This window comes from Jannaschia donghaensis (assembly GCF_001403795.1).
Classification (GTDB): Bacteria; Pseudomonadota; Alphaproteobacteria; order Rhodobacterales; family Rhodobacteraceae; genus Jannaschia; species Jannaschia donghaensis.
Window position 1 is genome coordinate 1028899 of record NZ_CXSU01000012.1, and the last position, 22609, is coordinate 1051507.

Below are 22609 nucleotides of genomic sequence, written 5' to 3' on the forward strand. Positions count from 1 at the left end.
GTCAACGGACGCGACGTGCGACGATCTGCCGGCCCCGTCGCAGTGCCCCCCGCCCGTCGCAGAAGGCTTTCCCTTCGCGGCCACCCGCGTTAACCGACGTCCCAAGCGAGCGGAGTTTGAGCGATGGCGATGGAAAAGACCTTCAACGCGGCCGAGGCCGAATCCCGGATCAGCAAGGCCTGGATCGAGGGCGGATACTTCCGCGCCGGTGCCAATGCGCGGCCGGGGGCCGACACCTTCAGCGTGATGATCCCGCCGCCCAACGTCACCGGTGACCTGCACGTCGGCCATGCCTTCAACCACACGCTACAGGACATTCTGGTCCGCTGGCACCGGATGCGCGGGTTCGACACGCTGTGGCAGCCGGGCCTCGACCACGCGGGCATCGCCACGCAGATGATGGTCGAGCGCGAGTTGGCGAAAGAAGGCAAGTCGCGTCGCGATTTCAGCCGCGCCGAATTCGTCTCCAAGGTTTGGGAGTGGAAGGCCAGGTCCGGCGGCACCATCGTCGATCAGGACAAGCGTCTGGGCTCCTCGATGGATTGGGACCGGATGGCCTTCACGATGTCCGGGGCCGAGGGCGCGCCCGCGGGCGAAGAGGGCAATTTCCATGACGCCGTCATCAAGGTCTTCGTCGACATGTACGACAAGGGCCTGATCTACCGCGGCAAGCGGCTGGTGAACTGGGATCCGCATTTCGAGACGGCGATCTCCGATTTGGAGGTCGAAAACGTCGAAACACCGGGCCACATGTGGCACTTCAAATATCCGCTCGCGGGCGGGGAAACCTACGACTACGTCGAACGCGACGCGGACGGCGAAATCCTGTTTACCGAAACGCGCGACTACATCTCCATCGCCACGACCCGCCCCGAAACCATGCTGGGTGACGGGGCCGTCGCCGTGCACCCGTCGGACGACCGCTATGCTTCCATCGTTGGGAAACTCTGCGAAATTCCCGTCGGGCCCAAGGCACACCGCCGCCTGATCCCGATCATCACCGACGAATACCCCGACAAGGATTTCGGGTCGGGCGCGGTCAAGATCACCGGCGCGCATGATTTTAACGACTACGCCGTCGCCAAGCGCGGGAATATACCGTGCTACCGCCTGATGGATACGCGTGCGGCAATGCGTGCCGACGGTGCCCCCTACGCCGAGGAAGCCGCCAAGGCGCAGGCCATCCTCGACGGTGCCAAGATGTCGGACGCGGAGGTCGACGCGATCAATCTGGTGCCCGACGCCTATCGCGGTATGGACCGGTTCGACGCGCGCAAGGCAGTCGTCGATGACATCACGGCCGAGGGCCTTGCCGTCATGGTACCCGCCACCGATCCGCGTCTGGGTGCCGTGAAGACCCCGGTCGCGCCCGAAGAAGGCGGCGAAGCGCGGACTGACGCCGATGAACTCGTCCCCCTGGTCGAGGCCAAACCGATCCAACAACCCTACGGCGATCGCTCCAAGGTGGTGATCGAGCCGATGCTGACTGACCAGTGGTTTGTCGACACCGCCAAGATCGTCCAACCCGCCATCGACGCGGTGCGCGACGGCACCATCGAGATCGTCCCCGAGAGCGACCGGAAGGTGTATTTTCACTGGCTGGAGAACATCGAGCCGTGGTGTATTTCCAGACAGCTCTGGTGGGGGCATCAGGTTCCGGTTTGGTATGGGCCAGGCGTCACTTATATTGAGCACTCCGATGGAACGCTCGATTTCGAGATTGACCCGGAAGTGGTGGAACGCTTCTGCGCGCCCACCGAAGCCGAAGCCCTCAACTTTGCAGGACAACACTACGGCGTTGTCGCCATGGTCGAGGAGGATGCGGACCGACGCGCCGCGATCATCGCCGATCCGAAGGGACACATGTTGGTGCCGCTTTACCGCGACCCCGACGTCCTCGACACCTGGTTCTCCTCCGGCCTCTGGCCGCTGGGCACGCTCGGCTGGCCCGAGGAAACCGAAGAACTCGCCAAATACTTCCCCACCTCGACGCTGATTACCGGCACGGACATCCTGTTCTTCTGGGTCGCGCGCATGATCATGATGCAACTCGCCGTCCTGCCCGACGAGCAGCCCGTGGAGCAGCGTATCCCGTTCAAATCCGTCTACCTCCACGGCCTCGTCCGTGACGCCAAGGGCAAGAAGATGTCGAAGTCTGTCGGCAACGTCGTCGACCCGCTCGACCTGATCGACGAATATGGCGCCGACGCCCTGCGCTTCACCAACGCGGCGATGGCGTCCCTTGGCGGTGCGCTCAAACTCGACACCCAGCGTATCGCCGGCTACCGCAACTTCGGCACCAAACTCTGGAACGCCGTCCGCTTCGCGGAAATGTACGACGTGCGCTTCGCCGGCGACACCGCGACGCCGGCACCGACGCAAACGGTCAATCGCTGGATCGTGGGGGAAACCGCGCGAACGCGGGCCGATGTCGACGCCGCTCTTGGTGCCTACCGGTTCGACGACGCGGCAAGCGCGCTTTACAAATTCGTGTGGAACGTCGTTTGCGATTGGTACGTGGAATTTTCCAAACCCGTCCTGCAGGGCGCGGCGACGGATGCGAAGTCGGAAACACAGGCCGTCATGGGTTGGGTGTTGGAGCAGTGCATGACCATGATGCACCCGTTCATGCCCTTCATCACCGAAGAATTGTGGTCCGCCACGGGTCATTCGGACATGCTGGTCCACGGCACTTGGCCCGAGAACGTCACCTCGCAAGCCATTGACGGGGATGCGGAACGCGAAATCCGCTGGACCATCGCTTTTATCGAGGCTGTCCGGTCGGCCCGCGCCCAGATGAACGTGCCCGCAGGCGCGACCATCCCGGTCGTCGCGGTCGATTGGGATGCGCGGGCCAAGGCCTCCTATGACACCAACGCCCTGATGATCGGTGCCCTGGCGCGGATCGACGGCCTGACCGAAGGCGACGCGCCCAAGGGGTCCATCGCTGTTACGGTGCAGGGCGGGCGCTTTGCCTTGCCCTTGGACGGGATTATCGACGTCGACGCGGAACGCACGCGCCTCGACAAGCAGATCGCCAAACTCGACAAGGAAATCAAGGGGATCGCGGGACGGGTCAACAACCCGAAATTCGCCGACAGCGCCCCACCCGAAGTGGTGGAGGAAACCCGCGCGAACCTTGCCGCACGACAGGCGGAGCGTGACGCGGTGCGGACAGCATTGGACAGCCTGAACGAATTGCAATGACGTTCAACATCCTGATCATAGGACAGAAAGGCAGGCTGACCCACGAAGCCTGTCTGTTTGTCGCAACCCTGCGGCAAAACAGTCCGAACTGGTCAGGACGACTGATCGTCGGAGAGCCGGAGCCGGGCGAACGCTGGCCCGACGACCCGCGCATCCCGCAAGGGGATCAGCGTGACCTGCTGACCGATCTGGGGGCAGAGATCGTGCCCTTCGCCAACTGGCATTTCGGCAGCTACTATCCCAACGGCAATAAGATCGAGGGGCTGACGGCCCTGCCCGATGGCCCCTTCATGTTCTTCGACACCGACACCGTGATCACAGACGAGTTGGCCGATCTGGATATCGATTTTGCCCGGCCCTCCGCGTCGATGAAGCGGGAGAATACATGGCCCGCCGTCGAACTTTATGGCCCAGGTCTCAATGAGATATGGGGCGCGCTTCATGCGCGGCGCGGCGGCGATCTGGCCGATACGCTGGACCCGGCGTGGCCCGACGAATACTGGCAACGCTATCTTTATTTCAACGCGGGCTGGTTTTTCGGCGACGATCCGGCGGCGTTTCACCGTGCATTCCGCGACGCGGCTTTGATGATCCGCGATGATCCACCCGAGGAAATCGTGACGCAGGTCCTTGACCCGTGGTTGGATCAGGCCGCGCTGCCGCTTGCCATACACGAATTGGGCGGCGGTCGCCCCGGCGCGAAGGGTGGGATTTCACCTGAACATCTGGATCGAAGTCACAGTTTCCATTATCGTTTCCTGCCGCTGATGTACGCAACGGCCCCCGACCATGTCATCGAGGCAGTGACGGCAGCAACCGCGCCGAACCGGATCAAGAAGGTTCTGAAGGACTACGAGCCGTTCAAACGCTTTCTCTACCAACCCAAGGGCGAGAAGGCGCGCGCGATGTTCGACCGTACCGCGCTGCCCCGCCGGGAGCAGGCGATCCGCAACCAACTCAAGCGCAACGGCCTTTGGCTGCGTTAACGTCGACGTTTAAATATCTGATATCGAATTGGTTTTCAGCCAGATGCGCGCGCGGCACGCCGCCGCCTGATAGATGGGCCGATCCGTCGTGCCGGCCAGGCGTCCCCAGGCTTTGTACCCCGCCGGCAGATCCTCCGTGTCGAGGCTCGCACAATAGGCAGGCGTCAGGTCGAACCGCGGGTCGCCGGAGGCAAGGACGGCCAATCCTTCGTTGAGCCACGCGGGCATCCGGCCGCGCCACAGGTCCAGCAGCGACACGCGGGACGCCACGAGAGTGTGGCTCAATTCATGGGCGAGGATTGCCCGGCGCAGTTGCGGCGACTCAAGCCCCAAACGGGCGTGCACAATCAGAAGATGACGTCCGTAAGCCTGCGCATAGGGGCCGGGTCCTTTCAGTGCGCCATCGCAGTCATAACTTCCGCACACCAGGATCCTGGGCCGATCCGGAACCTCGCCCCACCATTCTGCGACCTTCGCCTCGGCCCACTCCAACTCCTCGATCAGGCGGGCTGGCGGCCCGGCCGACGCCTCCATCCAGGTGCTGTCGGCCACGTAGTCGAGGCCGCTCAGCCCCGGAAACAGGACGTACCGGGGAAACGGCAGAAGTCCGAGCGACAGCAGGACGATACCAAGAGCAAGGACGCGGATGGGGCGCATCAGAAGTTCGACAGGCTGGCGTTCGCGGCGGCGGCGAACCGCTCCAGAACCATGTCCCACATCGCCGCCACGATTTCCGACTCCGCATCCTGGCGCAGCGTCAGCCGCGCGCCGCCGTCTTCGGCCGCCAAGATCACGGCGACCTTCGACCCCTGCGGCGTCCCCAGTCGCCAGTCGAGGTCGATACGGGCCGGACGCTGCGCTGCGGTCACCGTCGCCCACGTTCCTTCGGTGCCGTCGAACAGGACTTCGCGCAGCCGCCCGCCGGCCTTCGCGTCCAGCACGACGACCTGCGGCAAGGCCCCGTCGTTCTGCGCCGACAGCGAAATACGGGCCACGGGCCACCAGATCGCGATGTCTTCGCAGAACAATTGCCAGGTTTCCGCAACGCTGAGCCGGGTCGTCAGGCTGCGATACCATCCCGGAACGGGGTCCGGTGCGATGCAGGTGGCGTGCAGATCACCCAACCAGTCCACAAGGGGTGCAGCGCCGCCCGACACCAGTGCGTAATGATTGCGCGTCCCGCTTGTCGTCATCGACACAAGGCCAGCTTCGAGCAGGACTTTGAGATGTTGCGACACTGCCGGGCGCGACACCGGCAATCCGTCGGCGATGCGCCCGACGGGCAAGGCCCCGCCCCGCAGGCGGTCAAGCACTGCACGCCGCGTTGGATCGGCCAGGGCCGTGAGGATCGCCTCGTAAGTCACAGCAGACGCTAATCACGCGGCACTCGTGGCGGTCAATCGGCTTGTTGTGCCGTGATGTCGCGTGGCGACCAATCGCCCGGATGCGGCGTTTCCACTTGTCGACAGACATCGCCTTGAAGCCCCCGCGCCCCGGACATAGGTTCGGCCCCAACCCATGCCGCGACAGGCGCGGCGGGGTGGCAAAAGGGGCAGTGCCATGATCGACCCGGTCGAACATTTTCAGAACAATCTCGTGCCGATGGTGGTCGAGCAGACCAGCCGCGGAGAGCGGGCCTACGACATCTTCAGCCGACTGCTGAAGGAACGGATCATCTTCGTGAACGGCCCCGTCCACGACGGGATGAGCCAGCTGGTCGTCGCACAGCTTTTGCACCTTGAGGCGGAGAATCCGTCCAAGGAAATTAGCATGTACATCAACAGCCCCGGCGGTGTCGTGCATTCGGGCATGTCGATCTACGACACGATGCAATACATCCGGCCCGCCGTGTCCACGCTGGTGTGCGGCATGGCCGCGTCGATGGGGTCCGTGATCGCCGTCGGCGGTGAAAAGGGCATGCGCTTCTCGCTGCCGAATTCGGAAATCATGGTCCACCAGCCGTCCGGTGGGTCGCAGGGCATGGCGTCCGACATCCTGATCTCCGCGCGCCATATCGAACAGACGCGCGAACGGCTCTATCAGCTTTACATGAAGCACACCGGCCAGGACCGCGAAACGGTGCAGACCGCGCTGGACCGTGACAAGTGGATGACGCCGCAGGAAGCCAAGGATTGGGGTCACATCGACGAAATCGTCGAAAGCCGCGCCGAAGCGAAGACCGACGACGACAAGAAGTGATCGGCGGGCGACACCGCCCGGAAAACGGCGGGCCGACGGCGTGGCGCTGTCGGCCCGTTCGCCCGTAACGGGGCGGATTCGACGCGACGGAATGCCCGGTCACCGGTCGGGAATTTGGCATTGTGGCCCCCGACCGATCCGCCTAGGCTTCTGCGCAACGACGAAATCTACCGGCGGGGCATGGCCCCCGCTGTCGGCGTCCGCCAGGCACGGACGCACGACATAGGAGGCGACGATGGCCAACAGTTCCAATTCCGGCGAGGGTAAGAACACCCTTTATTGTAGCTTCTGCGGCAAGTCCCAGCATGAAGTCCGCAAGCTGATCGCCGGTCCGACGGTCTTCATCTGCGACGAATGCGTCGAGCTGTGCATGGACATCATCCGCGAAGAGACGAAGGCCGCCGGCCTGAAATCCTCCGAAGGCACGCCAACCCCCCGCGAAATCTCCGAGGTGCTGGACGATTATGTCATCGGTCAGGAGCATGCCAAGCGCGTCCTCGCCGTGGCGGTTCACAACCACTACAAGCGGTTGGATCACGCGGGCAAATCCGACATCGAGCTGGCGAAATCCAATATCATGCTGATCGGTCCGACGGGCTGCGGCAAGACGCTGCTGGCGCAGACGCTGGCCCGGATTCTGGACGTGCCGTTCACCATGGCCGATGCGACCACGTTGACCGAAGCCGGCTACGTCGGCGAAGACGTCGAGAATATCATCCTGAAGCTGCTGCAGGCGTCGGAATATAACGTGGAGCGGGCGCAGCGCGGCATCGTCTATATCGACGAGGTCGACAAGATCACCCGCAAGTCTGACAACCCGTCCATCACCCGCGATGTATCGGGCGAAGGCGTGCAGCAGGCCCTGCTGAAGATCATGGAAGGCACCGTCGCCTCCGTGCCGCCCCAAGGCGGGCGCAAGCATCCGCAGCAGGAATTTCTGCAGGTCGACACCACCAACATCCTGTTCGTCTGCGGCGGGGCTTTTGCCGGTCTCGACAAAATCATCGCACAGCGCGGCAAAGGGTCCTCAATGGGCTTCGGTGCCGACGTGAAAGCGCCGGACGAGAAGACCGTCGGCGAATATTTCATGGATCTGGAGCCGGAGGATCTGCTGAAATTCGGTCTGATCCCGGAATTCGTGGGGCGTCTGCCGGTTATTGCGACGCTGACAGATTTGGATTTGGATGCGCTGGTCACGATCCTGACCAAGCCGAAGAACGCGCTGGTCAAGCAATATCAGCGTTTGTTCGAGCTGGAAGATGTGCAACTGACCTTCACCGACGACGCGCTTCAGGCGATCGGCAAGCGCGCGATCGAGCGTAAGACCGGCGCCCGTGGCCTGCGGTCGATCATGGAAGATATCCTGCTGGATACCATGTACGAACTGCCCGGCATGGACACGGTCGAGGAAGTCGTCGTCAACGAGGAGGCGGTCCGCCGCGAGGTGAAGCCTCTGCTGATCCATTCCGAGAAAAAGGCCGAGGAGCCTGCTTCGGCAGGCTGAAGGCCGCGACATCGTGGAAATTACGGCCCTTTCGGGGGCCGTTTTTCATTTGCGGGATTGAGGACATGCTCCAGCGCCCTACCCTGTGGCGTATGAAAGATACCCCCGCAAACACCGCCCCCGCCCTGACTTTCACCCCGACCCGCGCTGCCGGGTTGGAGCGGTTGGAGGCTTTCCTGCCCCGTGCCGGTCGCGCCTATGCCGACGGGCGCAATCACGATCTGCCGGGTCACCCGCATGTGTCGTCGATGTCCCCCTGGCTGGCCCACCGCGCGATCACCGAGGCGGAAATGGCGGGCCGTATTCTGGACCGGTTCGGCCCGGCGACCGCGGAAAAGATGCTGTCGGAAATCGTCTGGCGGGCCTATTTTAAAGGCTGGCTGGAACGTCGCCCGTCGACCTGGACGGATTACAAGCGCGGCTTGAAGGGCGCGCGCGACCGCCTCGCCACCTCGTCCGGCCTGCGCCGCGCGTGGGAGGAGGCCTGTGGCGGCACCACGGGTATCGCGCCGTTCGACGACTGGGCGGCGGAGCTTGTGAATACCGGCTATCTGCACAACCACGCGCGCATGTGGTTCGCGTCGATCTGGATGCACACCCTGCGTTTGCCGTGGGAGTTGGGGGCCGATTTCTTCCTGCGGCATCTTCTGGACGGCGATGCGGCGTCCAACACTCTGTCCTGGCGATGGGTTGCCGGGCTGCACACCAAAGGCCGTCCGTATCCCGCCCGCGCCTCCAACATCGCGAAATTCACCGGTGACCGCTACGACGCGCGCGATCTGGGGCACCGCCTGACGCCTTCCGGGGAGATCGAGGCGTTGGACGGCCCACCCCATCCCGACCCGCAAGCCGTTCCCGATGATGTGCCACTGCCATCGGGGCGCATCGGGCTGCTGCTGCACGAGGACGATCTGCATCCCGATTACCTGCTGGCACGCGGGTTAGAGCCTGCGGGCACGGCCGCCTTCATCGCCCCCGCCGGGCGTTCGCCGCTGACCATCGCGTCCCACGTCACACATTTCACCACCGCGCTGGCACAAAACGCGGTGTCGCGCGCGGACGCGCAGGGTCCGGTGACGACGGACGGGGAAGAGATCGCGGCTTGGGCCAAGGACTTCGATCACATCGTCACGCCTTATGCGCCGACCGGGTGGCTGCGCGATGCCCTCGACGACCTGCCGCTGCAGACACATCGGCCCCTGCGCGATTGGGACGCCGCCGCCTGGCCCCAGGCGACCGCCGGGTTCTTTAAGGTGAAGAAGAAGATCCCTGACATATTGGACACGATCCCAAGCGATTGCGGGCATTGACCACGGGCAGGGTTCACAGATGACGGATCGTCGGCTACGGTCCACCCCAATGCAGGTCCGATTAACGGATCGCACGAGGCAGTAATCAAGCACGGGGCAGTGACTTGCGACAGGCAACCAATGGGGCGCATCCGCCCGAATCCATCCGTATCCTATCTTCCGTCGCGTTGATCGCGCTGCTTGCCGGCTGTCAGGGATCGCTTCCCGGCAACGGTGGCGGCGACGCAACACGCGCCACCCCGATCGGGGAAAGCGTCCAGTTGATCGAGCGCGACGTGGAAGCACCGGAGGTCTTCAGCGCCAAGGATCGCGCCCTGTGGGACGGTCGCCCGTCGCTGGGGGGTGTCTGGGTCGCCGCCCCCGACGTCCGCGACCCCGAGCGGGTCATCATCCGCAACGAGGATAACGGCAAATTCGTGATCGGCGCGTTGTTCAAGCGCGAGCGTTCGAACCCCGGCCCGGCGCTGCAACTGTCGTCCGATGCCGCCGCCGCCCTTGGCATTCTGGCCGGATCGCCCACGTCCATCGACGTCGTCGCCCTGCGCCGCGAGGAATCGGCAGCCCCGACGCCCGCCCCGGCCACCAGCGCCCCCTTGGCCGAAGCGGAGGCCGAGGCCGGACCCATCGCCGAGGAAATCGTGCAGACCGCCGCGGCCCCCGTCGCCGAAGCCCCGCGCCCCGACGCCATCGCCGCCGCAAGCGCCGCGCTTGAAACGGTGGACGCCGAGGGCGAGACACCGGAAGCCAGCATCGAGGCCGCCGCCGCAATCCCGGGGCCCATCCCCGAAGCGGAGCTGCGCGCGCCGGCACGCCAGAATTTCTTCGGTCGTCTGTTCGGCAAGCGCCGGGCGGCGAATGTCGATGCGCCTGCCGCCATGCCGGATCAGACCGTGATGCCGACCCCCGTCGACGTGTCGGCCACGGGGGCTGCGGCCCCGGCGGTTACCGCCACGTCGCTTGACACCACGCCGGTCCGCACCGCTTCGGCCAGCCCGGCACCCGTACGCGCCACCGGCCTTGACCGGCCCTATGTCCAGATCGGCATCTTTTCGGTCGAGCAGAACGCCCGCGATATCGCCACGTCGCTGTCCACCGCAGGCATCGTGCCGACCGTGCTGGAACAGGAAAGCCGCGGCCGCACCTTCTGGCGCGTCATCGTCGGCCCCGCGACCACGACGGGCGACCGGGCGGCGGTAATCCGCAAGGCCAAGTCCATGGGCTTTACCGATGCTTTCGCTACCCGCGGCTAAGGTCCATATCACGAAAGACAATTTCAACCGGAGGACCCTGCCATGCTCCGTCGCACATTTCCGTCCCTGATCGCCGCCCTGCTGATCGCCTCGCCTGGTCTGGCGCAGGAGTTTCAGACTCAGGCCGGATCGGCGGTCGTCCTCGACCACAATACCAGTCAGGTTCTGCTGTCCAAGAACGCGGAGGTGCCGCTGCCGCCTGCGTCGATGTCCAAGCTGATGACGCTGAACATGACGTTCGAGGCGCTGGAGGACGGTCGGCTGACGCTGGAGTCGGTGCTGCCGGTGTCGCAACACGCGGCAAGCTATGGCGGCTCCACGATGTTCCTCGACAGCCGTGACCGCGTCTCGGTCGAAGATCTGATCCGCGGCGTCGTCGTTTTGTCGGGCAACGATGCCACCACCGTCCTTGCCGAGGCCCTGTCGCCCGACGGCACGGAAGATGGCTTTTCCCAGATGATGACCGACCGGGCGCGCGAGCTGGGAATGGAGCAATCGGTGTTCCGCAATTCCAACGGCTGGCCCGCGCCGGGCCACGTCATGTCGATGAAGGATCTAAGCATCCTGGCCGAACGCCTCATCACCGAATTCCCGCAATACTATCCCTATTTCGCCGAGCGGGAGTTCGAATTCGACGGACGCTCCCCCTCGAACCGGTTCAACCGCAACCCCCTCCTGACCCTCGACATCGGGGCGGACGGCCTGAAGACCGGTCACACGCAAGAGGCGGGCTACGGCCTTGTCGGCAGCGCCGTGCAGGGGGACCGTCGCGTCACCTTCGTCATCTCCGGCCTGCCGTCCGAAACGGCCCGCGCCGAGGAAAGCGAGCGGATCGTGAACTGGGCGTTCCGGCAATTCGCCGAAGTCGAAATGCTGGCGGATCGGTCGGCGGTGATGCAAGCCGACGTCTTCATGGGCGAGCAGAGCGTCGTCGGACTGGTGCCCGAAGACAGCGTCATACTGCTGTTGCCGGTGACGGGCCGCGCGCCGGTGTCGGGCGACATCACCTTCGACGGCCCGGTGCAGGCCCCGGTAACCGCCGGTGATCGTCTGGCCACGCTGACGCTGTCGCATCCGGGCGTGCCGCCGGTCGAAGTGCCGCTGGTCGCGGAAAGCGACGTGACCCGCGCCGGCCCGCTGCGCCGCATCCAGATCGCCGGATCCCGCGTCGCGGGCGAGGTTCTGGGATCGGCGCTGGAACGGTTCGAATAACCGTCCGATTTCGGGACGGCGACGGGCGGGGTATGTTCCCCCGCCCCGCCCCCTGCTAGGGCAAGGCGCATGTTCATCTCCCTCGAAGGTATCGACGGCTCCGGCAAGTCGACGCAGGCCCGGCTGCTGGCCGATCATCTGGAATCACTTGGCCACACCGTCCTGCGCACGCGGGAGCCGGGGGGCAGTCCGGGGGCCGAGGCGATCCGCGCCTTGCTGGTCGAAGGCGACCCCGGACGGTGGTCGCCGGTGACCGAACTGCTGCTCTACAATGCCGCGCGACGCGACAATCTGGAACGGCGGATCGAACCTGCGCTGGCACGTGGCGACTGGGTCGTCACCGACCGCTGGACCGATAGCACGCGGGTCTATCAAAGCACGCGGGGCGGCGACCGCGCCTCGGTCGATGCGTTGCAGGATCTGGTGATCGGCCGCGAACCCGATCTGACAATCGTGGTCGACATGGATCCGGCCGCCGCCCTGGCCCGCGGCCTGGCCCGTCCGGGGCAGGAAGACCGGTTCGAACAGCTGGGAGTCGAGTTTCAGCGCACCGTCCGCGACGGATACGCCGCGCTCGTCAAGGATTACCCCGACCGCGTCCGCATCGTGGACGGCGATGCCGACGAAGAAACGGTCGCCGCCCGGATCCAGGCCTTGCTGCCGTGACCGACATCCCCGAAGCTGACCGCCGGGGCGACGCACCGCACCCCCGCATGACCGACCGTCTGTTCGGGCAGGAGACGGCCGAGGCCGCGTTCCTGGACGCGTGGAACACCGGGCGGCTGCACCACGGCTGGTTGCTGACGGGGGCGCGGGGCATCGGCAAGGCGACGTTGGCGTGGCGGATCGCGCGCTTCCTGCTGACCGATCCGCCGGCCCGCGCCGACACGCTGGATCCGGTGCCCGACCATCCCGCCCTGCCCCGCATCCGCGCCCTGTCCGACCCGGGTGTCATGCTGTTGCGCCGACCGTGGGACGACAAGACCAAGAAGCTGAAGACGCAGATCACCGTGGACGAGGTGCGCCGACTGGGGGGATTCTTCGCCATGTCGTCGGGCGGGCGGCGCGTGGTGATCGTTGATTCCGCGGACGCGCTGAACCCGTCTGCGGCCAATGCCATCCTGAAACTGCTGGAAGAACCGCCCGCGCAGGCCACGCTGCTCCTCATCTCGCATCAGCCCGCGCGCCTTTTGCCCACGATCCGGTCGCGGTGCCGCGTCCTGCGTCTGTCGCCGCTGCCGCTGCCCGCGCTGGAACAGGCTGTGGAGCAGGCCGGCGGCCATGCCGCGGCGGCGAGTGCCTTGGCCGAAGGCTCCGTAGGGGCGGCCCTCGAACTGGCAGATGGCGGGGCCGAAACCTACGAAGCGCTGATCGACCTGTTCGCGAAACCCGCTCTCGACAAGGCACGCGCCCGCGCGATGGCCGACGCCTGCACCGGTAAGGCGGGTGCTGCGCGGCTGGACGCGACGCTCAATGCCATCGAACGGTTGTTGCACCGCACCGCCCGCGCCGGTCTGCTGGGCCCCCCTGCCGACGCGCCCGAGGCCGAGACGCGCACCCTGACCCGTTTGGCCCCCCATGATGCCGCGGCCCGCGCCTGGGCCAAATTGGCGCAGGACGTCGGCGATCGCGCCGCCCATGCCCGCGCCGTCAACGTGGACCCGTCCGCCATCGTCTGGGACGCGCTTGCGCAGATCGACGGGCTGGCCCGCCGCATCTGACCTTGCGGGGACCCTGCACGCGCCTTACTTCGCCGGCATGGAACCCAAAATCACCGACGCCCACTGCCACCTCGATTTTCCGCAATTCGAGGGGACGCTGCCCGACCTGTTGACGCGCGCCGCGACTGTCGGCGTGCACCGCATGGTCACGATCTGCACCAAGCTGCGCAACGCGTCGTCCGTCCGCGCCCTGTCGGATGCCCATGCGCCCGTTTTCTGGGCCGCCGGCACGCATCCTATGTCTGCCGCAGATGAGCCGATGGCGACGGTCGACGATCTTGTCACGCTGGCCGGTCATCCGAAGATGGTCGGCATCGGGGAAACGGGGCTGGATTATCATTACACGGCCGACACCAAGGACGTGCAGCAGGAAAGCCTGCGCATCCATATCGAAGCCGCGCGCCGGACCGGTCTGCCGCTTATCATCCATGCGCGCGACGCGGACGATGACATGGCCCGCATCCTGACGGACGAACACATGGCCGGGGCCTACACCTGTCAGATGCATTGTTTTTCCAGCGGTCCGGCACTGGCGCAAACCGCGCTCGATCTGGGTTTCTATCTCAGCATGTCGGGCATCGCGACCTTCCCGAAATCCCAGACCGTGCGCGATATCTTTGCCGCCGCACCGCTCGATCGGATCCTGGTCGAAACCGACAGCCCTTATCTGGCCCCCAAACCCCACCGCGGAAAAACGAACGAGCCGGGGTTCGTCGCGCATACCGCACGGATCGGCGCGGAGATCTTTGCCATGGACTACGTCGATTTCGCCGCCGCGACAGAAGCCAACTTCGAGCGTCTGTTCACCAAGGCGGCGAACCACGCCTAGCCCAGCGGATCGACCGGCAAGGGGCACCCCTCCCGCGCCTCCAACTGCGCCATGCAGGCGGCAAGGCTTCGGTCGGGATCGGGCGGGAACACTTCGGCCAGCGGATCAAGAACGCCGATCCGGTCAATACGGAACATCCGGAAATCCCCGCGCAGTTCGCACCACGCCACCAGCGTCCAGACCTTGCCCCAGAACCACAGTCCAAGCGGTTGCACCCGGCGGTCGGAATGGGTGCCATCCGGCGTAACATAGACCAGCCGCGTCCACAGGCGGTCGCGGATCTGGCCGTCGATGATATCCAGCCGTTCCCGATCCGCATCCTGCAGGCCCGAACGCAGCACGAAATGCCGGTCCAGCGCGTCCCGTACGTCCTGCGCGCGGGGCACCACCGCCTCGATCTTGGACAGGGCATCGCGGGCACCGTCGGCCATATCCGGCCCGCCCCATGCGGCGACCATGCGCGCGCCAAGCGCCAGCGCGGTGACTTCGGCCTGCGTGAACATCAACGGCGGGATATCGAAGCCCGACCGCATGATGTATCCGACCCCCGCCGCGCCTTCGATCGGCACGCCGGAGGCCGACAGATCCGCAATGTCGCGGTACACCGTCCGCTCCGATACCTCCATCGCGTCCGCCAGCCGCGCCGCCGTCCACAGCTTGCCACTGCGCATCAACTGCACGAGGCGGAACAGACGATCGGCGCGGCGCATCGGCTCAGTACCGAAAGAAGCTGAGCGAATTGCCGTCCGGATCGGTGGCATAGAAGAACGATCCGAAGGGAATCGTGATCGCCTCGGAAATCACCTCTCCGCCGGCGGCGCGCACGCGGTCCATCACCTCCGGCAGCGGGTCGGTCACCGCCAGGCTGATGCTCGGGCCGCGCCCGTCGCCCGCCGGTCTGCCTTCGTACAGATGGCCTGACACGCCGCCGTCGTAGGGAAAGACGACCGTCATGTCGGGCCCCATCTGTTCGGCCTTCATGGTGGTGTTCAGCGCGGCTTCGTAAAACGCCTGCGCCTTGGTCAGGTCGGCGACGGGAATCTCCGTCCAGACGACGGCGTTCTGCGCGGCCTCGGGGGTCGCGCTCGGGGCGAAGTCATGGGATTCGGTCATGGCGGTTCTCCTGTTTCGGCGTCCCGCAGTCCGGGGACAGGAAAGTGATCGCACGGTCCTCCTGACAGCATTCTGTCAGGAGGATGTCAGCCTTCGCCGATTTTTTCCAGCCCGCCTTCGCGCCGGATGAATTCCACCACATCGGTCACGCCGGTCCCGTGTCGCAGGGCGGCCATGACGAACGGCCGCGTACCCCGCGCCGTTGCAAGATCGCTGCGCGCCATTTCCAGATCGACGCCGACATGTGGGGCCAGATCTATCTTGTTCAGGATCAACAGGTCCGAGCGTGTCACCCCCGGACCCCGCTTGCGCGGAATGTCCTGCCCGGCGGCGGTGTCGATGACATAGAGCGTCAGATCCGCAAGTTCGGGGCTGAACGTCGCCGCCAGATTGTCGCCCCCGCTTTCGATCAGCACGACGTCCAGATCGGGGTGCGCCGCCCGCAGGTCGGCGATGGCGGCGAGGTTGATCGACGCATCCTCCCGAATGGCGGTGTGCGGGCACCCTCCCGTCTCCACCCCGCGAATGCGCGACATGGGAAGGACCTGCGCCCGCATCAACGCTTCCGCATCCTCACGGGTGTAGATATCGTTCGTGACCACCGCGACCGACAGATCCACCGACAGCGCGCGGGCCAGATGTTCGGTCAGCGTCGTCTTGCCGGCCCCGACGGGGCCGCCGATCCCGATGCGCAAAGGGCCATTGGGGGAGGTCATTCGTCTTCCATTTCAAACACTTCCAACGCGACGTTCAGGCCATTGATGGCGGCAGGAAACCCACCGTAGAGCGACATCTGCCAGATCGTCTCGGCGATTTCCGTGCGGCTCAACCCCGCCTTGCGCCCGCCCGCGATGTTCACCCGCAGTTGCGGTGCCGTTTGCCCGCCCAGCGCCGTCAACGCGGCAATGGTCGCGATATATCGGTCCCTCAGCGGCAGGCCGGGCCGCGCGTATTGGCGACCATAGGCGAAATCGACCACACCCTCCGCCATGCCCGGCAGCAGATCGCCGTAGCGCGCCTCAAGCGCTGCTTCCATGCCGGGGTTCAACTCCTCCGACAGGGTCTTGCCGGTGTCATAGGTGCTCATGTGCGAAATATCCTCGGTTGCAAGGTTTCATGGGCCATCGCGTCCAGATCCGCGATCCGGGCCGCGCTGCCCGGCGGATCGGCGTCCTCCCGATCGGCAATTTCCGCGATATCGGCGTGCAGACCCCGCAGGATCATCTGCGCCTGTGTCTGCCCCAGGGGCAAGAACCGCGTCGCGGCCGACACCATCTGCCCCGCAAAGGTCTGCAGGTACAGGCGGGCCACCGTCACCGCATCCATCCCCCGTGCCCGCACACCCAAAGCCACGGGCAGCGGCAGGTCGGTCAGCGTCGGCTCGCCCATGGCACTCGTCACGTTGCAGAACGCAGTTCCCTGATCGCGCATTTCGGCCCAGCGTTCGGCGCTGCTCGCGCGGGCGCGCAGGGTAAGGGCGACATCGTCGGCCCGCGCCCCGCCCATGACCGACCGGATCGCCCAGACATCCAGCGGCCCGGTCCCGTGGACCAGCACCGCGCGCACCCAGTCGCGCGTCGTCGCAGCATCGCGGACCCGCCCCGCTGCCATCGCCGTCTCTAACCCGTGAGAGTAGGCATATCCCGATACCGGAAACGCGGGCGACAGCCATTGCGTCAGACGCAGAAGGTCAGTGGTCATGATCATCCGGGCCGTGGCTGTGTCCCATCGTCCGCCCGTGACCGTAGGCCCCGCCTTCGGGGTGGAAAGGCCGCGTGTCAGCCATAACCTCGGCCCCCAACCCCTCCAACATCCCCTTCAGAACATGATCGTTTCGGATGATGAGGTGGTCGGCCTCGACCTGACAAGGCGTGTGCCGATTGCCGATATGCCAGGCCAGCCGCGGCAGGTCTCCCCGGATCACCAGCACGGGCTCCGCCGCCGCCTCCAGCGCGATTTCGGTTCCGTCCTCCAACCGGAGCCCGGCGTGATGGCTCAGGTCGGTCAGCTCCGCCAGGTCCAGCATCACCGCCCTGCCCGCTTCGGTCACGAGGCGTTTTCGCCGGACCAGACGGGCATCGTAGTCAAGACGGATCGTGTCGGTCGGGTGGTGGAGGTGGTCGAGGAGGGTGATCAAGGGAGGGCATCCATCTTCAGGCACGATTTCTATCAATTCGGCGACGTCGACGCACGCGAGCACATTTGGTAGACACCGTCCGAAAATTCCTCAGTCCAGTACCGCAGCGCAAGAGGAAGAAGCTCGACCAGGCCGTCCTTTCCCTCGACCACGGGCACAGTTTCATGGCGATGCATCGGATATCGGAAGAACCCTCCTTTCTGGGAATGGCGAAGCCCATACCAATGAAACAGCTCACGGGGCATGATCGCTGCATCCTTTCCGACCGTAGGAAGCGGCGCGCCACCCATTTTCTCGAAGGTCTCTTGTTCGGCCAAAAAACGTGCTGCTTCGTCGGCTGACGTAAAGGCCCGTTCAATTTTACCAAGCCGCTGGTTCATCGCTCTCTTCGTAGACTTCAGGACAGAGCCGAGATCATTCACTTCTTCCATCCGGCCGAAGAGACAGTGAAGCCGGTGTCCATATTTCATGACATTGATCGTAGGCACGGTCGCGATGAGCGCTGCCTTCATGAAGAGCTCTGCCGCGTGACAGAATAGGTGATCGATCGGGGCATTGCTTGAGAGCGATATGGCATCGCGATCACGTCGCTCGCTGAGATTGCGCCCGGCAGTGAGGTAATCGCGGCCCATGACATACAGACCCATAGGTTCGGGCCCGTCTTTCAAAACAGAAAATACCGCTGCGCCATCGGCAAGACCTCCGCCGGCTCACAGGTCAGCAGCTCCCCGTCCGCGCGCACTTCATACGTCTCCGGGTCCACCTCGATCTGCGGCAGCGCATCGTTGAGCACCATGTCCCGCTTGCCGATCCCCCGCGTGCCTTTCACCGCGACCAGATCCTTGGCTGTTCCCAGCGCCTCCGACAGTCCCGCATCCACCGCCGACTGCGAGGCAAAGACGACCGCCCCCCGTTCCACCGACCGCCCGAACGCCCCCCACATGGCCCGGGAGTGAACCGGCTGCGGCGTGGGGATCGACGCGTTCGGATCGCCCATCTGGGCCATGACGATGGTGCCGCCGATCAGGGACATCTCGGGCTTCACGCCAAAGAACGCGGGGTTCCACATCACCAGATCGGCGCGCTTGCCCACTTCTACAGACCCGACCTCATGGCCGATGCCGTGCGCGATGGCCGGGTTGATGGTATATTTCGCGATGTAGCGGCGCACGCGCAAATTGTCGTTGTCGCCCGTCTCGCCCTCCAGACGCCCGCGCTGCCGCTTCATCTTATCCGCCGTCTGCCAGGTGCGGATCAGAACCTCGCCCACCCGTCCCATCGCCTGGCTGTCGGACGCGATGATGCTCATGGCTCCCATGTCGTGCAGGATGTCCTCGGCGGCGATGGTCTCCTTGCGGATGCGGCTCTCGGCGAAGGCCACGTCCTCGGGGATCGACTTGTCGAGGTGGTGACACACCATGAGCATGTCGAGATGCTCCTCCAGCGTGTTCACCGTATATGGCCGCGTCGGATTGGTGCTGCTGGGAATGACATGCTCCAGCCCGCAAACCTTGATGATGTCGGGTGCGTGCCCCCCGCCCGCGCCTTCGGTGTGGAAGGCGTGGATGGTGCGGCCCTTCATGGCGGCGATGGTGTTCTCGACGAAGCCGCTCTCGTTCAACGTGTCGGTGTGGATCATCACCTGCACGTCACGCTCATCCGCCACGGTCAGGCATGTGTCGATGGCCTGTGGCGTCGTCCCCCAATCCTCGTGCAGTTTGAGCGCGCAGGCGCCCGCATCGATCATCTCATACAGTGCATCGGGCCGGCTGGCGTTGCCCTTGCCCGAAATGGCCAAGTTCATCGGAAACGCATCGAACGCCTGGATCATCCGCCCGATGTGCCAGCTTCCGGGCGTGCAAGTCGTGGCCAGCGTTCCATGCGCCGGGCCCGTGCCGCCGCCCAGCATCGTGGTGATACCGGAATGCAGCGCATCGTCGATCTGCTGCGGGCAGATGTAGTGGATGTGACAGTCGAACCCCCCGGCGGTCAGGATGCGTCCTTCGCCGGCAATCGCCTCCGTCCCCGGTCCGATGACGATGTCGACGCCCGGCTGCGTGTCGGGGTTTCCCGCTTTGCCGATGGCCGCGATGCGCCCGTCGCGCAGGCCGACGTCGGCCTTGTAGATGCCCGAGTGATCCACGATCAGCGCATTGGTGATGACCGTGTCCATCGACCCTTCGGCGCGGGTGCGCTGCGACTGGCCCATGCCGTCGCGGATGACCTTGCCGCCGCCGAACTTCACCTCCTCGCCGTAAGTGGTCAGATCGCGCTCGACCTCGATGAACAGCTCGGTATCGGCAAGCCGAACGCGGTCGCCGGTGGTGGGGCCGTACATGTCGGCATAGGAACGGCGGGAAATCGTGGTGGGCATGGGCGTCTCCGAAACGGGTCGGCCCAGTTTCTCGCCCGCGCGGGCGATGTCAAACGGGGGACACGCCGTTGCCCGAAATTCAGGCAATGAAGGAACACCCCCACGCTACTCCGACCCATTCGGCCCGGTGCTTTATGCCACGGCAAAAATGCGCGCCGGTCCGCCCGATCCGCCCGCGTGTTTGGGCGCGCCCACGAACAGCGTGGCACCAGCCGCGGGCATCTGGTCCAGGCCCGCGATATTCTCGATCCCGTATCGACCTGCCGGCAACCACGCGTAATGCGTCGCGAAGTCGGCCGATTGCCCGTAGTCCAGCGAAAGCGTGTCGACGGCGATGGCCGCGGCCGACGTCATCTCCAGAAGCATCGCGGTCGCGTCAGGATGGAAGCCCGGAAAATGCAATCCGCCACTCTCGTCTTCCCCGCGGTAGCTCGGCTCCGCCACCTTGTCGGCCCAGCCCGACAGCATCGCCACGCAGGCCCGGTCGGGGATGTCGCCGTTGGCCGAAATCCAGGCCGTCAGATCGTCTGGCGTCACCTGCGCATCCGCGTCGAAGGAGGAGCGTTCGCGAATGTCGACCACGCAGAGCGGCACGACCAGATTTCCGACCTCGATCGCGTCCACCGACTTGCCGTCCGCCGAAAAATGCAGCGGCGCGTCGATATGGGTGCCGGTATGTTCGTTGATGCTGAGGTTCCAGAGATTGAAGCCATCCTCCTCGAATTTGTACGCCTGCTCCATGGTGATGCCGGGCACACCGAAGAACGTCGGAAAATCGGGGCCGTAGGTGTGGGTCAGGTCACGGACGGACCCATGCGCATCGGCCAGCGCGGGTGTTGTCGTCGCGCCCATCGCAAGGCCCGCGACCCCGGCGGCCACGCCCCCGCGCATGAGGTCCCGACGGCTGAGCATACGGTCCTTGACCGCGTTCATCACGCAAACATCGCACATGGGCTTTTCCTTCCTGACGGTGAATGGCCCATTCCGGCCTATCGGAGTCGAAGCTGTCAAGCCGCGCGACGACGCGATCAGTAATCGGCCATCATCTCGCGCAGGGCCTGCGCCCGCCTTTGGGTCGCTTCGGCGCGGCACAGGATGCCCGCCGGCGGACCACCCGTTCCGCCGCCATAGGTCACGGCCAGCGCATCGCAGTGGCTGTCGCGGAAGGCGATCCAGTCCCGCTGCGCCTGCCGCAACGCCGCCTCCAGCGTCAGCGGCCCGGCGGTGCCGTCGGTGGCGGCGTCCAGGTCGAAGACCTTGGCCCGCGTGATCGCAAGCCGGTAAACCTCGTTCAGGTCGTCGTCGGCGGTGGCGTAGGCCGCTGCGGCACAGGCGCGAAATTCGACCCTGCTCAGACCCTCGCCTTCGCAGGCCCCGGTCAGGTTCTGTTGCGCGGGGGCCGCACAGGCCCCGGCCAACAGGACTGCGACGGACAGGATGGGTCGCACCGCGTCAGGTCCACTTGCCAAGCCGCTTCGAATTGGCCCGCGTCGTCCGCCCGATGGGCGTCAGTGCCAATCCGTAGGCCTGCGTCGGCGTCTTGCCGGCCAGCAACGCCCCGGCCCCCGCCATCGCCGCCGCGGCAAAGGCGGTCTGTTTTTCGGTGACCATGCGCAACGTCTCGTCGGGGTCCGCGGATGTCATCCCCGCCATGCCCATCATGCGCAGCCCGATCACGCTCTGCGCTTCGACCAGCATCCGCGCCGTACGCATCTGCAACCTGAAGATATCCATCATCCGTCGAGTGCCCCCTGAACCTGACCGTTGAACCCGAACGCCCGGCGGTCGCCCGACAATGGCACCAGCGCCACGCGCCGCGTTTGACCCGGCTCGAACCGGATCGCGGTGCCCGACGCGATGTCCAGCCGCTGGCCCCGCGCCGCGTCGCGGTCGAAGTCGAGCGCCGCGTTCGTTTCGGCGAAATGATAGTGGCTGCCGACCTGCACCGGGCGATCGCCGGTGTTCGACACCTCCAACGTCACGGCCTCGGCCCCGTCGTTCAAGGTGATATCGCCGTCCCGCGTCAGGACTTCGCCGGGGATCATTCCGCCGCCTCCGGCATGCGGATCGGGTGATGCACGGTGACCAGCTTCGTTCCATCGGGGAACGTCGCCTCGACCTGCACATCGTGGATCATCGACGGCACGCCGTCCATGCATTGATCGGCGGTGATGACATGGGCCCCGGCCTGCATCAGATCGGACACCGACCGCCCGTCGCGCGCCCCCTCGACCACGAAATCGGTGATCAGCGCGATGGCCTCGGGGTGGTTGAGTTTGCAGCCCCGTTCCAGGCGCCCCCGCGCCACCATCGCGGCCATACTGACCAGCAGTTTGTCTTTCTCACGCGGGGTCAGGTTCATCGCAAAATCCTCAGGGTTCGGCCGATCGATCGGATTGCCAGACACGGGGAATATCCGCGCCCCGCAGCGCGACGATGGCCGATATCACGACCCTGCGCAACGCCGCCGGGTCGGGCGACATGCAGCGCACGATCAGCCGACCGTCCCATCCGCTCGTCTCCTGCCGCACACCCGTCGCAACCGGATCGCAGGGGTGCACCGCCGCGCCCGCATCCTCTGCCCCCGGCCCCGTCAGAACGATCGTCGCAAAAGCCCGCCCATCGCCCAATGCCATCGCGCTTTCGAACGTGGCCGGGCCCAGCATCAGATGTTCGATGTGCAGCGGCACGCCGTCCCGCCGGATGGTGCGGCGGTCGTCCAGGCGCGCGCGCGTCACCGTCTCACCGTGGGCGGCCCGCCCCAGGA

At 65.4% G+C, this 22609-nt stretch carries 26 protein-coding genes; 10 read left to right on the forward strand and 16 right to left on the reverse strand.

The features are described 5' to 3' along the window. The first annotated feature begins 123 nt into the window (after nucleotides 1–123). Nucleotides 124–3207 carry a valine--tRNA ligase gene (locus JDO7802_RS14255; protein WP_055086619.1) on the forward strand — a complete coding sequence of 1028 codons (3084 nt, stop codon included), beginning with the start codon at nucleotides 124–126 and terminating at the stop codon, nucleotides 3205–3207. After that, nucleotides 3204–4193, forward strand: coding sequence for a GT-B fold glycosyltransferase domain-containing protein (locus JDO7802_RS14260; RefSeq protein ID WP_055086620.1), 990 nt, complete (start codon nucleotides 3204–3206; stop codon nucleotides 4191–4193). The genes JDO7802_RS14255 and JDO7802_RS14260 overlap by 4 nt, the downstream gene beginning before the upstream one ends. 9 nt (nucleotides 4194–4202) lie before the next feature. Here the strand turns inward: JDO7802_RS14260 and JDO7802_RS14265 are convergent, their stop codons facing one another. Together JDO7802_RS14265 and JDO7802_RS14270 are read right to left on the reverse strand one after the other, a co-directional pair. After that, a complete protein-coding gene (locus JDO7802_RS14265) occupies nucleotides 4203–4850 on the reverse strand; it encodes a hypothetical protein (RefSeq protein ID WP_055086621.1) in 648 nt (215 codons plus the stop codon). Beyond that, nucleotides 4850–5557, reverse strand: coding sequence for an ArsR/SmtB family transcription factor (locus tag JDO7802_RS14270; protein WP_055086622.1), 708 nt, complete (start codon nucleotides 5555–5557; stop codon nucleotides 4850–4852). Before JDO7802_RS14270 ends, JDO7802_RS14265 begins: the two co-directional genes overlap by 1 nt. A 196-nt stretch (nucleotides 5558–5753) precedes the next feature. Here JDO7802_RS14270 and JDO7802_RS14275 point away from each other — a divergent pair, with 196 nt between their 5' ends. The 8 genes from JDO7802_RS14275 (at nucleotide 5754) to JDO7802_RS14310 (ending at nucleotide 14218) form a co-directional block, all read left to right on the forward strand. Continuing rightward, nucleotides 5754–6392, forward strand: coding sequence for an ATP-dependent Clp protease proteolytic subunit (locus tag JDO7802_RS14275; RefSeq protein WP_055086623.1), 639 nt, complete (start codon nucleotides 5754–5756; stop codon nucleotides 6390–6392). Nucleotides 6393–6627: 235 nt separating this feature from the next. After that, nucleotides 6628–7896, forward strand: coding sequence for an ATP-dependent Clp protease ATP-binding subunit ClpX (gene clpX, locus JDO7802_RS14280; RefSeq protein WP_055086624.1), 1269 nt, complete (start codon nucleotides 6628–6630; stop codon nucleotides 7894–7896). A gap of 92 nt (nucleotides 7897–7988) precedes the next feature. Further along, the gene (locus JDO7802_RS14285) at nucleotides 7989–9206 is read left to right on the forward strand and encodes an FAD-binding domain-containing protein (RefSeq protein ID WP_055086625.1); all 1218 of its coding nucleotides are present in this window, start codon (nucleotides 7989–7991) and stop codon (nucleotides 9204–9206) included. 104 nt (nucleotides 9207–9310) lie between these two features. Continuing rightward, nucleotides 9311–10456 carry an SPOR domain-containing protein gene (locus JDO7802_RS18580; protein ID WP_055086626.1) on the forward strand — a complete coding sequence of 382 codons (1146 nt, stop codon included), beginning with the start codon at nucleotides 9311–9313 and terminating at the stop codon, nucleotides 10454–10456. A gap of 42 nt (nucleotides 10457–10498) precedes the next feature. After that, the gene (locus JDO7802_RS14295) at nucleotides 10499–11668 is read left to right on the forward strand and encodes a D-alanyl-D-alanine carboxypeptidase family protein (RefSeq protein WP_055086627.1); all 1170 of its coding nucleotides are present in this window, start codon (nucleotides 10499–10501) and stop codon (nucleotides 11666–11668) included. 69 nt (nucleotides 11669–11737) lie between these two features. Continuing rightward, a complete protein-coding gene (gene tmk / locus JDO7802_RS14300; protein ID WP_055086628.1) occupies nucleotides 11738–12334 on the forward strand; it encodes a dTMP kinase in 597 nt (198 codons plus the stop codon). Further along, nucleotides 12331–13389, forward strand: coding sequence for a DNA polymerase III subunit delta' (locus tag JDO7802_RS14305; RefSeq protein WP_055086629.1), 1059 nt, complete (start codon nucleotides 12331–12333; stop codon nucleotides 13387–13389). The genes tmk and JDO7802_RS14305 overlap by 4 nt, the downstream gene beginning before the upstream one ends. 37 nt (nucleotides 13390–13426) lie before the next feature. Continuing rightward, nucleotides 13427–14218, forward strand: a complete 792-nt coding sequence (locus tag JDO7802_RS14310; RefSeq protein ID WP_055086630.1) for a TatD family hydrolase — start codon at nucleotides 13427–13429, stop codon at nucleotides 14216–14218. Here the strand turns inward: JDO7802_RS14310 and JDO7802_RS14315 are convergent. From JDO7802_RS14315 to JDO7802_RS14380, 14 genes are all read right to left on the reverse strand, one after another. Beyond that, the gene (locus JDO7802_RS14315) at nucleotides 14215–14928 is read right to left on the reverse strand and encodes a helix-turn-helix transcriptional regulator (protein ID WP_055086631.1); all 714 of its coding nucleotides are present in this window, start codon (nucleotides 14926–14928) and stop codon (nucleotides 14215–14217) included. The genes JDO7802_RS14310 and JDO7802_RS14315 overlap by 4 nt on opposite strands. Nucleotides 14929–14932: 4 nt before the next feature. Further along, nucleotides 14933–15331: a VOC family protein gene (locus JDO7802_RS14320; protein WP_055086632.1), complete on the reverse strand. Its 399-nt coding sequence runs from the start codon at nucleotides 15329–15331 to the stop codon at nucleotides 14933–14935. 86 nt (nucleotides 15332–15417) lie between these two features. Further along, nucleotides 15418–16047, reverse strand: coding sequence for an urease accessory protein UreG (ureG, locus tag JDO7802_RS14325; protein ID WP_055086633.1), 630 nt, complete (start codon nucleotides 16045–16047; stop codon nucleotides 15418–15420). After that, nucleotides 16044–16418, reverse strand: coding sequence for a carboxymuconolactone decarboxylase family protein (locus JDO7802_RS14330; protein ID WP_055086634.1), 375 nt, complete (start codon nucleotides 16416–16418; stop codon nucleotides 16044–16046). The genes ureG and JDO7802_RS14330 overlap by 4 nt, the downstream gene beginning before the upstream one ends. Next, on the reverse strand, nucleotides 16415–17032 hold the full coding sequence (locus tag JDO7802_RS14335) for an urease accessory protein UreF (RefSeq protein WP_187298150.1): 618 nt from the start codon (nucleotides 17030–17032) through the stop codon (nucleotides 16415–16417). Before JDO7802_RS14335 ends, JDO7802_RS14330 begins: the two co-directional genes overlap by 4 nt. Next, entirely contained in the window at nucleotides 17022–17468 is a 447-nt protein-coding gene (locus JDO7802_RS14340; RefSeq protein WP_055087269.1) for an urease accessory protein UreE, read from the reverse strand. The genes JDO7802_RS14335 and JDO7802_RS14340 overlap by 11 nt, the downstream gene beginning before the upstream one ends. Nucleotides 17469–17500: 32 nt before the next feature. Continuing rightward, on the reverse strand, nucleotides 17501–18100 hold the full coding sequence (locus JDO7802_RS14345) for a hypothetical protein (protein ID WP_144430624.1): 600 nt from the start codon (nucleotides 18098–18100) through the stop codon (nucleotides 17501–17503). Nucleotides 18101–18132: 32 nt separating this feature from the next. Continuing rightward, nucleotides 18133–19842 carry an urease subunit alpha gene (ureC, locus tag JDO7802_RS14350; RefSeq protein ID WP_055086637.1) on the reverse strand — a complete coding sequence of 570 codons (1710 nt, stop codon included), beginning with the start codon at nucleotides 19840–19842 and terminating at the stop codon, nucleotides 18133–18135. 132 nt (nucleotides 19843–19974) lie between these two features. Next, nucleotides 19975–20793, reverse strand: coding sequence for a cyclase family protein (locus JDO7802_RS14355; RefSeq protein ID WP_055086638.1), 819 nt, complete (start codon nucleotides 20791–20793; stop codon nucleotides 19975–19977). A gap of 77 nt (nucleotides 20794–20870) precedes the next feature. Beyond that, nucleotides 20871–21290 carry a lysozyme inhibitor LprI family protein gene (locus JDO7802_RS14360; RefSeq protein WP_055086639.1) on the reverse strand — a complete coding sequence of 140 codons (420 nt, stop codon included), beginning with the start codon at nucleotides 21288–21290 and terminating at the stop codon, nucleotides 20871–20873. A gap of 4 nt (nucleotides 21291–21294) precedes the next feature. Further along, nucleotides 21295–21579, reverse strand: coding sequence for an antifreeze protein (locus JDO7802_RS14365; RefSeq protein ID WP_144430625.1), 285 nt, complete (start codon nucleotides 21577–21579; stop codon nucleotides 21295–21297). Continuing rightward, a complete protein-coding gene (locus tag JDO7802_RS14370; RefSeq protein WP_055086641.1) occupies nucleotides 21576–21887 on the reverse strand; it encodes an urease subunit beta in 312 nt (103 codons plus the stop codon). Before JDO7802_RS14370 ends, JDO7802_RS14365 begins: the two co-directional genes overlap by 4 nt. Beyond that, nucleotides 21884–22204 (reverse strand): urease subunit gamma, encoded by a 321-nt coding sequence (locus JDO7802_RS14375; protein WP_055086642.1) that lies wholly within the window; start codon nucleotides 22202–22204, stop codon nucleotides 21884–21886. Before JDO7802_RS14375 ends, JDO7802_RS14370 begins: the two co-directional genes overlap by 4 nt. A 10-nt stretch (nucleotides 22205–22214) precedes the next feature. Further along, on the reverse strand, nucleotides 22215–22609 hold a 395-nt coding region (locus tag JDO7802_RS14380), incomplete at its 5' end, for an urease accessory protein UreD (RefSeq protein WP_187298151.1).

Coding starts and splice junctions, on each gene's coding strand:
- JDO7802_RS14255 (WP_055086619.1), top strand. CDS start 124: ATGGCGATGGAAAAGACCTTCAACGCGGCCGAGGCCGAATCCCGGATC.
- JDO7802_RS14260 (WP_055086620.1), top strand. CDS start 3,204: ATGACGTTCAACATCCTGATCATAGGACAGAAAGGCAGGCTGACCCAC.
- JDO7802_RS14265 (WP_055086621.1), bottom strand. CDS start 4,850: ATGCGCCCCATCCGCGTCCTTGCTCTTGGTATCGTCCTGCTGTCGCTC.
- JDO7802_RS14275 (WP_055086623.1), top strand. CDS start 5,754: ATGATCGACCCGGTCGAACATTTTCAGAACAATCTCGTGCCGATGGTG.
- clpX (WP_055086624.1), top strand. CDS start 6,628: ATGGCCAACAGTTCCAATTCCGGCGAGGGTAAGAACACCCTTTATTGT.
- JDO7802_RS14285 (WP_055086625.1), top strand. CDS start 7,989: ATGAAAGATACCCCCGCAAACACCGCCCCCGCCCTGACTTTCACCCCG.
- JDO7802_RS14295 (WP_055086627.1), top strand. CDS start 10,499: ATGCTCCGTCGCACATTTCCGTCCCTGATCGCCGCCCTGCTGATCGCC.
- tmk (WP_055086628.1), top strand. CDS start 11,738: ATGTTCATCTCCCTCGAAGGTATCGACGGCTCCGGCAAGTCGACGCAG.
- JDO7802_RS14310 (WP_055086630.1), top strand. CDS start 13,427: ATGGAACCCAAAATCACCGACGCCCACTGCCACCTCGATTTTCCGCAA.
- JDO7802_RS14315 (WP_055086631.1), bottom strand. CDS start 14,928: ATGCGCCGCGCCGATCGTCTGTTCCGCCTCGTGCAGTTGATGCGCAGT.
- JDO7802_RS14320 (WP_055086632.1), bottom strand. CDS start 15,331: ATGACCGAATCCCATGACTTCGCCCCGAGCGCGACCCCCGAGGCCGCG.
- ureG (WP_055086633.1), bottom strand. CDS start 16,047: ATGACCTCCCCCAATGGCCCTTTGCGCATCGGGATCGGCGGCCCCGTC.
- JDO7802_RS14330 (WP_055086634.1), bottom strand. CDS start 16,418: ATGAGCACCTATGACACCGGCAAGACCCTGTCGGAGGAGTTGAACCCC.
- JDO7802_RS14335 (WP_187298150.1), bottom strand. CDS start 17,032: ATGACCACTGACCTTCTGCGTCTGACGCAATGGCTGTCGCCCGCGTTT.
- JDO7802_RS14345 (WP_144430624.1), bottom strand. CDS start 18,100: ATGGGCCGCGATTACCTCACTGCCGGGCGCAATCTCAGCGAGCGACGT.
- ureC (WP_055086637.1), bottom strand. CDS start 19,842: ATGCCCACCACGATTTCCCGCCGTTCCTATGCCGACATGTACGGCCCC.
- JDO7802_RS14355 (WP_055086638.1), bottom strand. CDS start 20,793: ATGTGCGATGTTTGCGTGATGAACGCGGTCAAGGACCGTATGCTCAGC.
- JDO7802_RS14365 (WP_144430625.1), bottom strand. CDS start 21,579: ATGATGGATATCTTCAGGTTGCAGATGCGTACGGCGCGGATGCTGGTC.
- JDO7802_RS14370 (WP_055086641.1), bottom strand. CDS start 21,887: ATGATCCCCGGCGAAGTCCTGACGCGGGACGGCGATATCACCTTGAAC.
- JDO7802_RS14375 (WP_055086642.1), bottom strand. CDS start 22,204: ATGAACCTGACCCCGCGTGAGAAAGACAAACTGCTGGTCAGTATGGCC.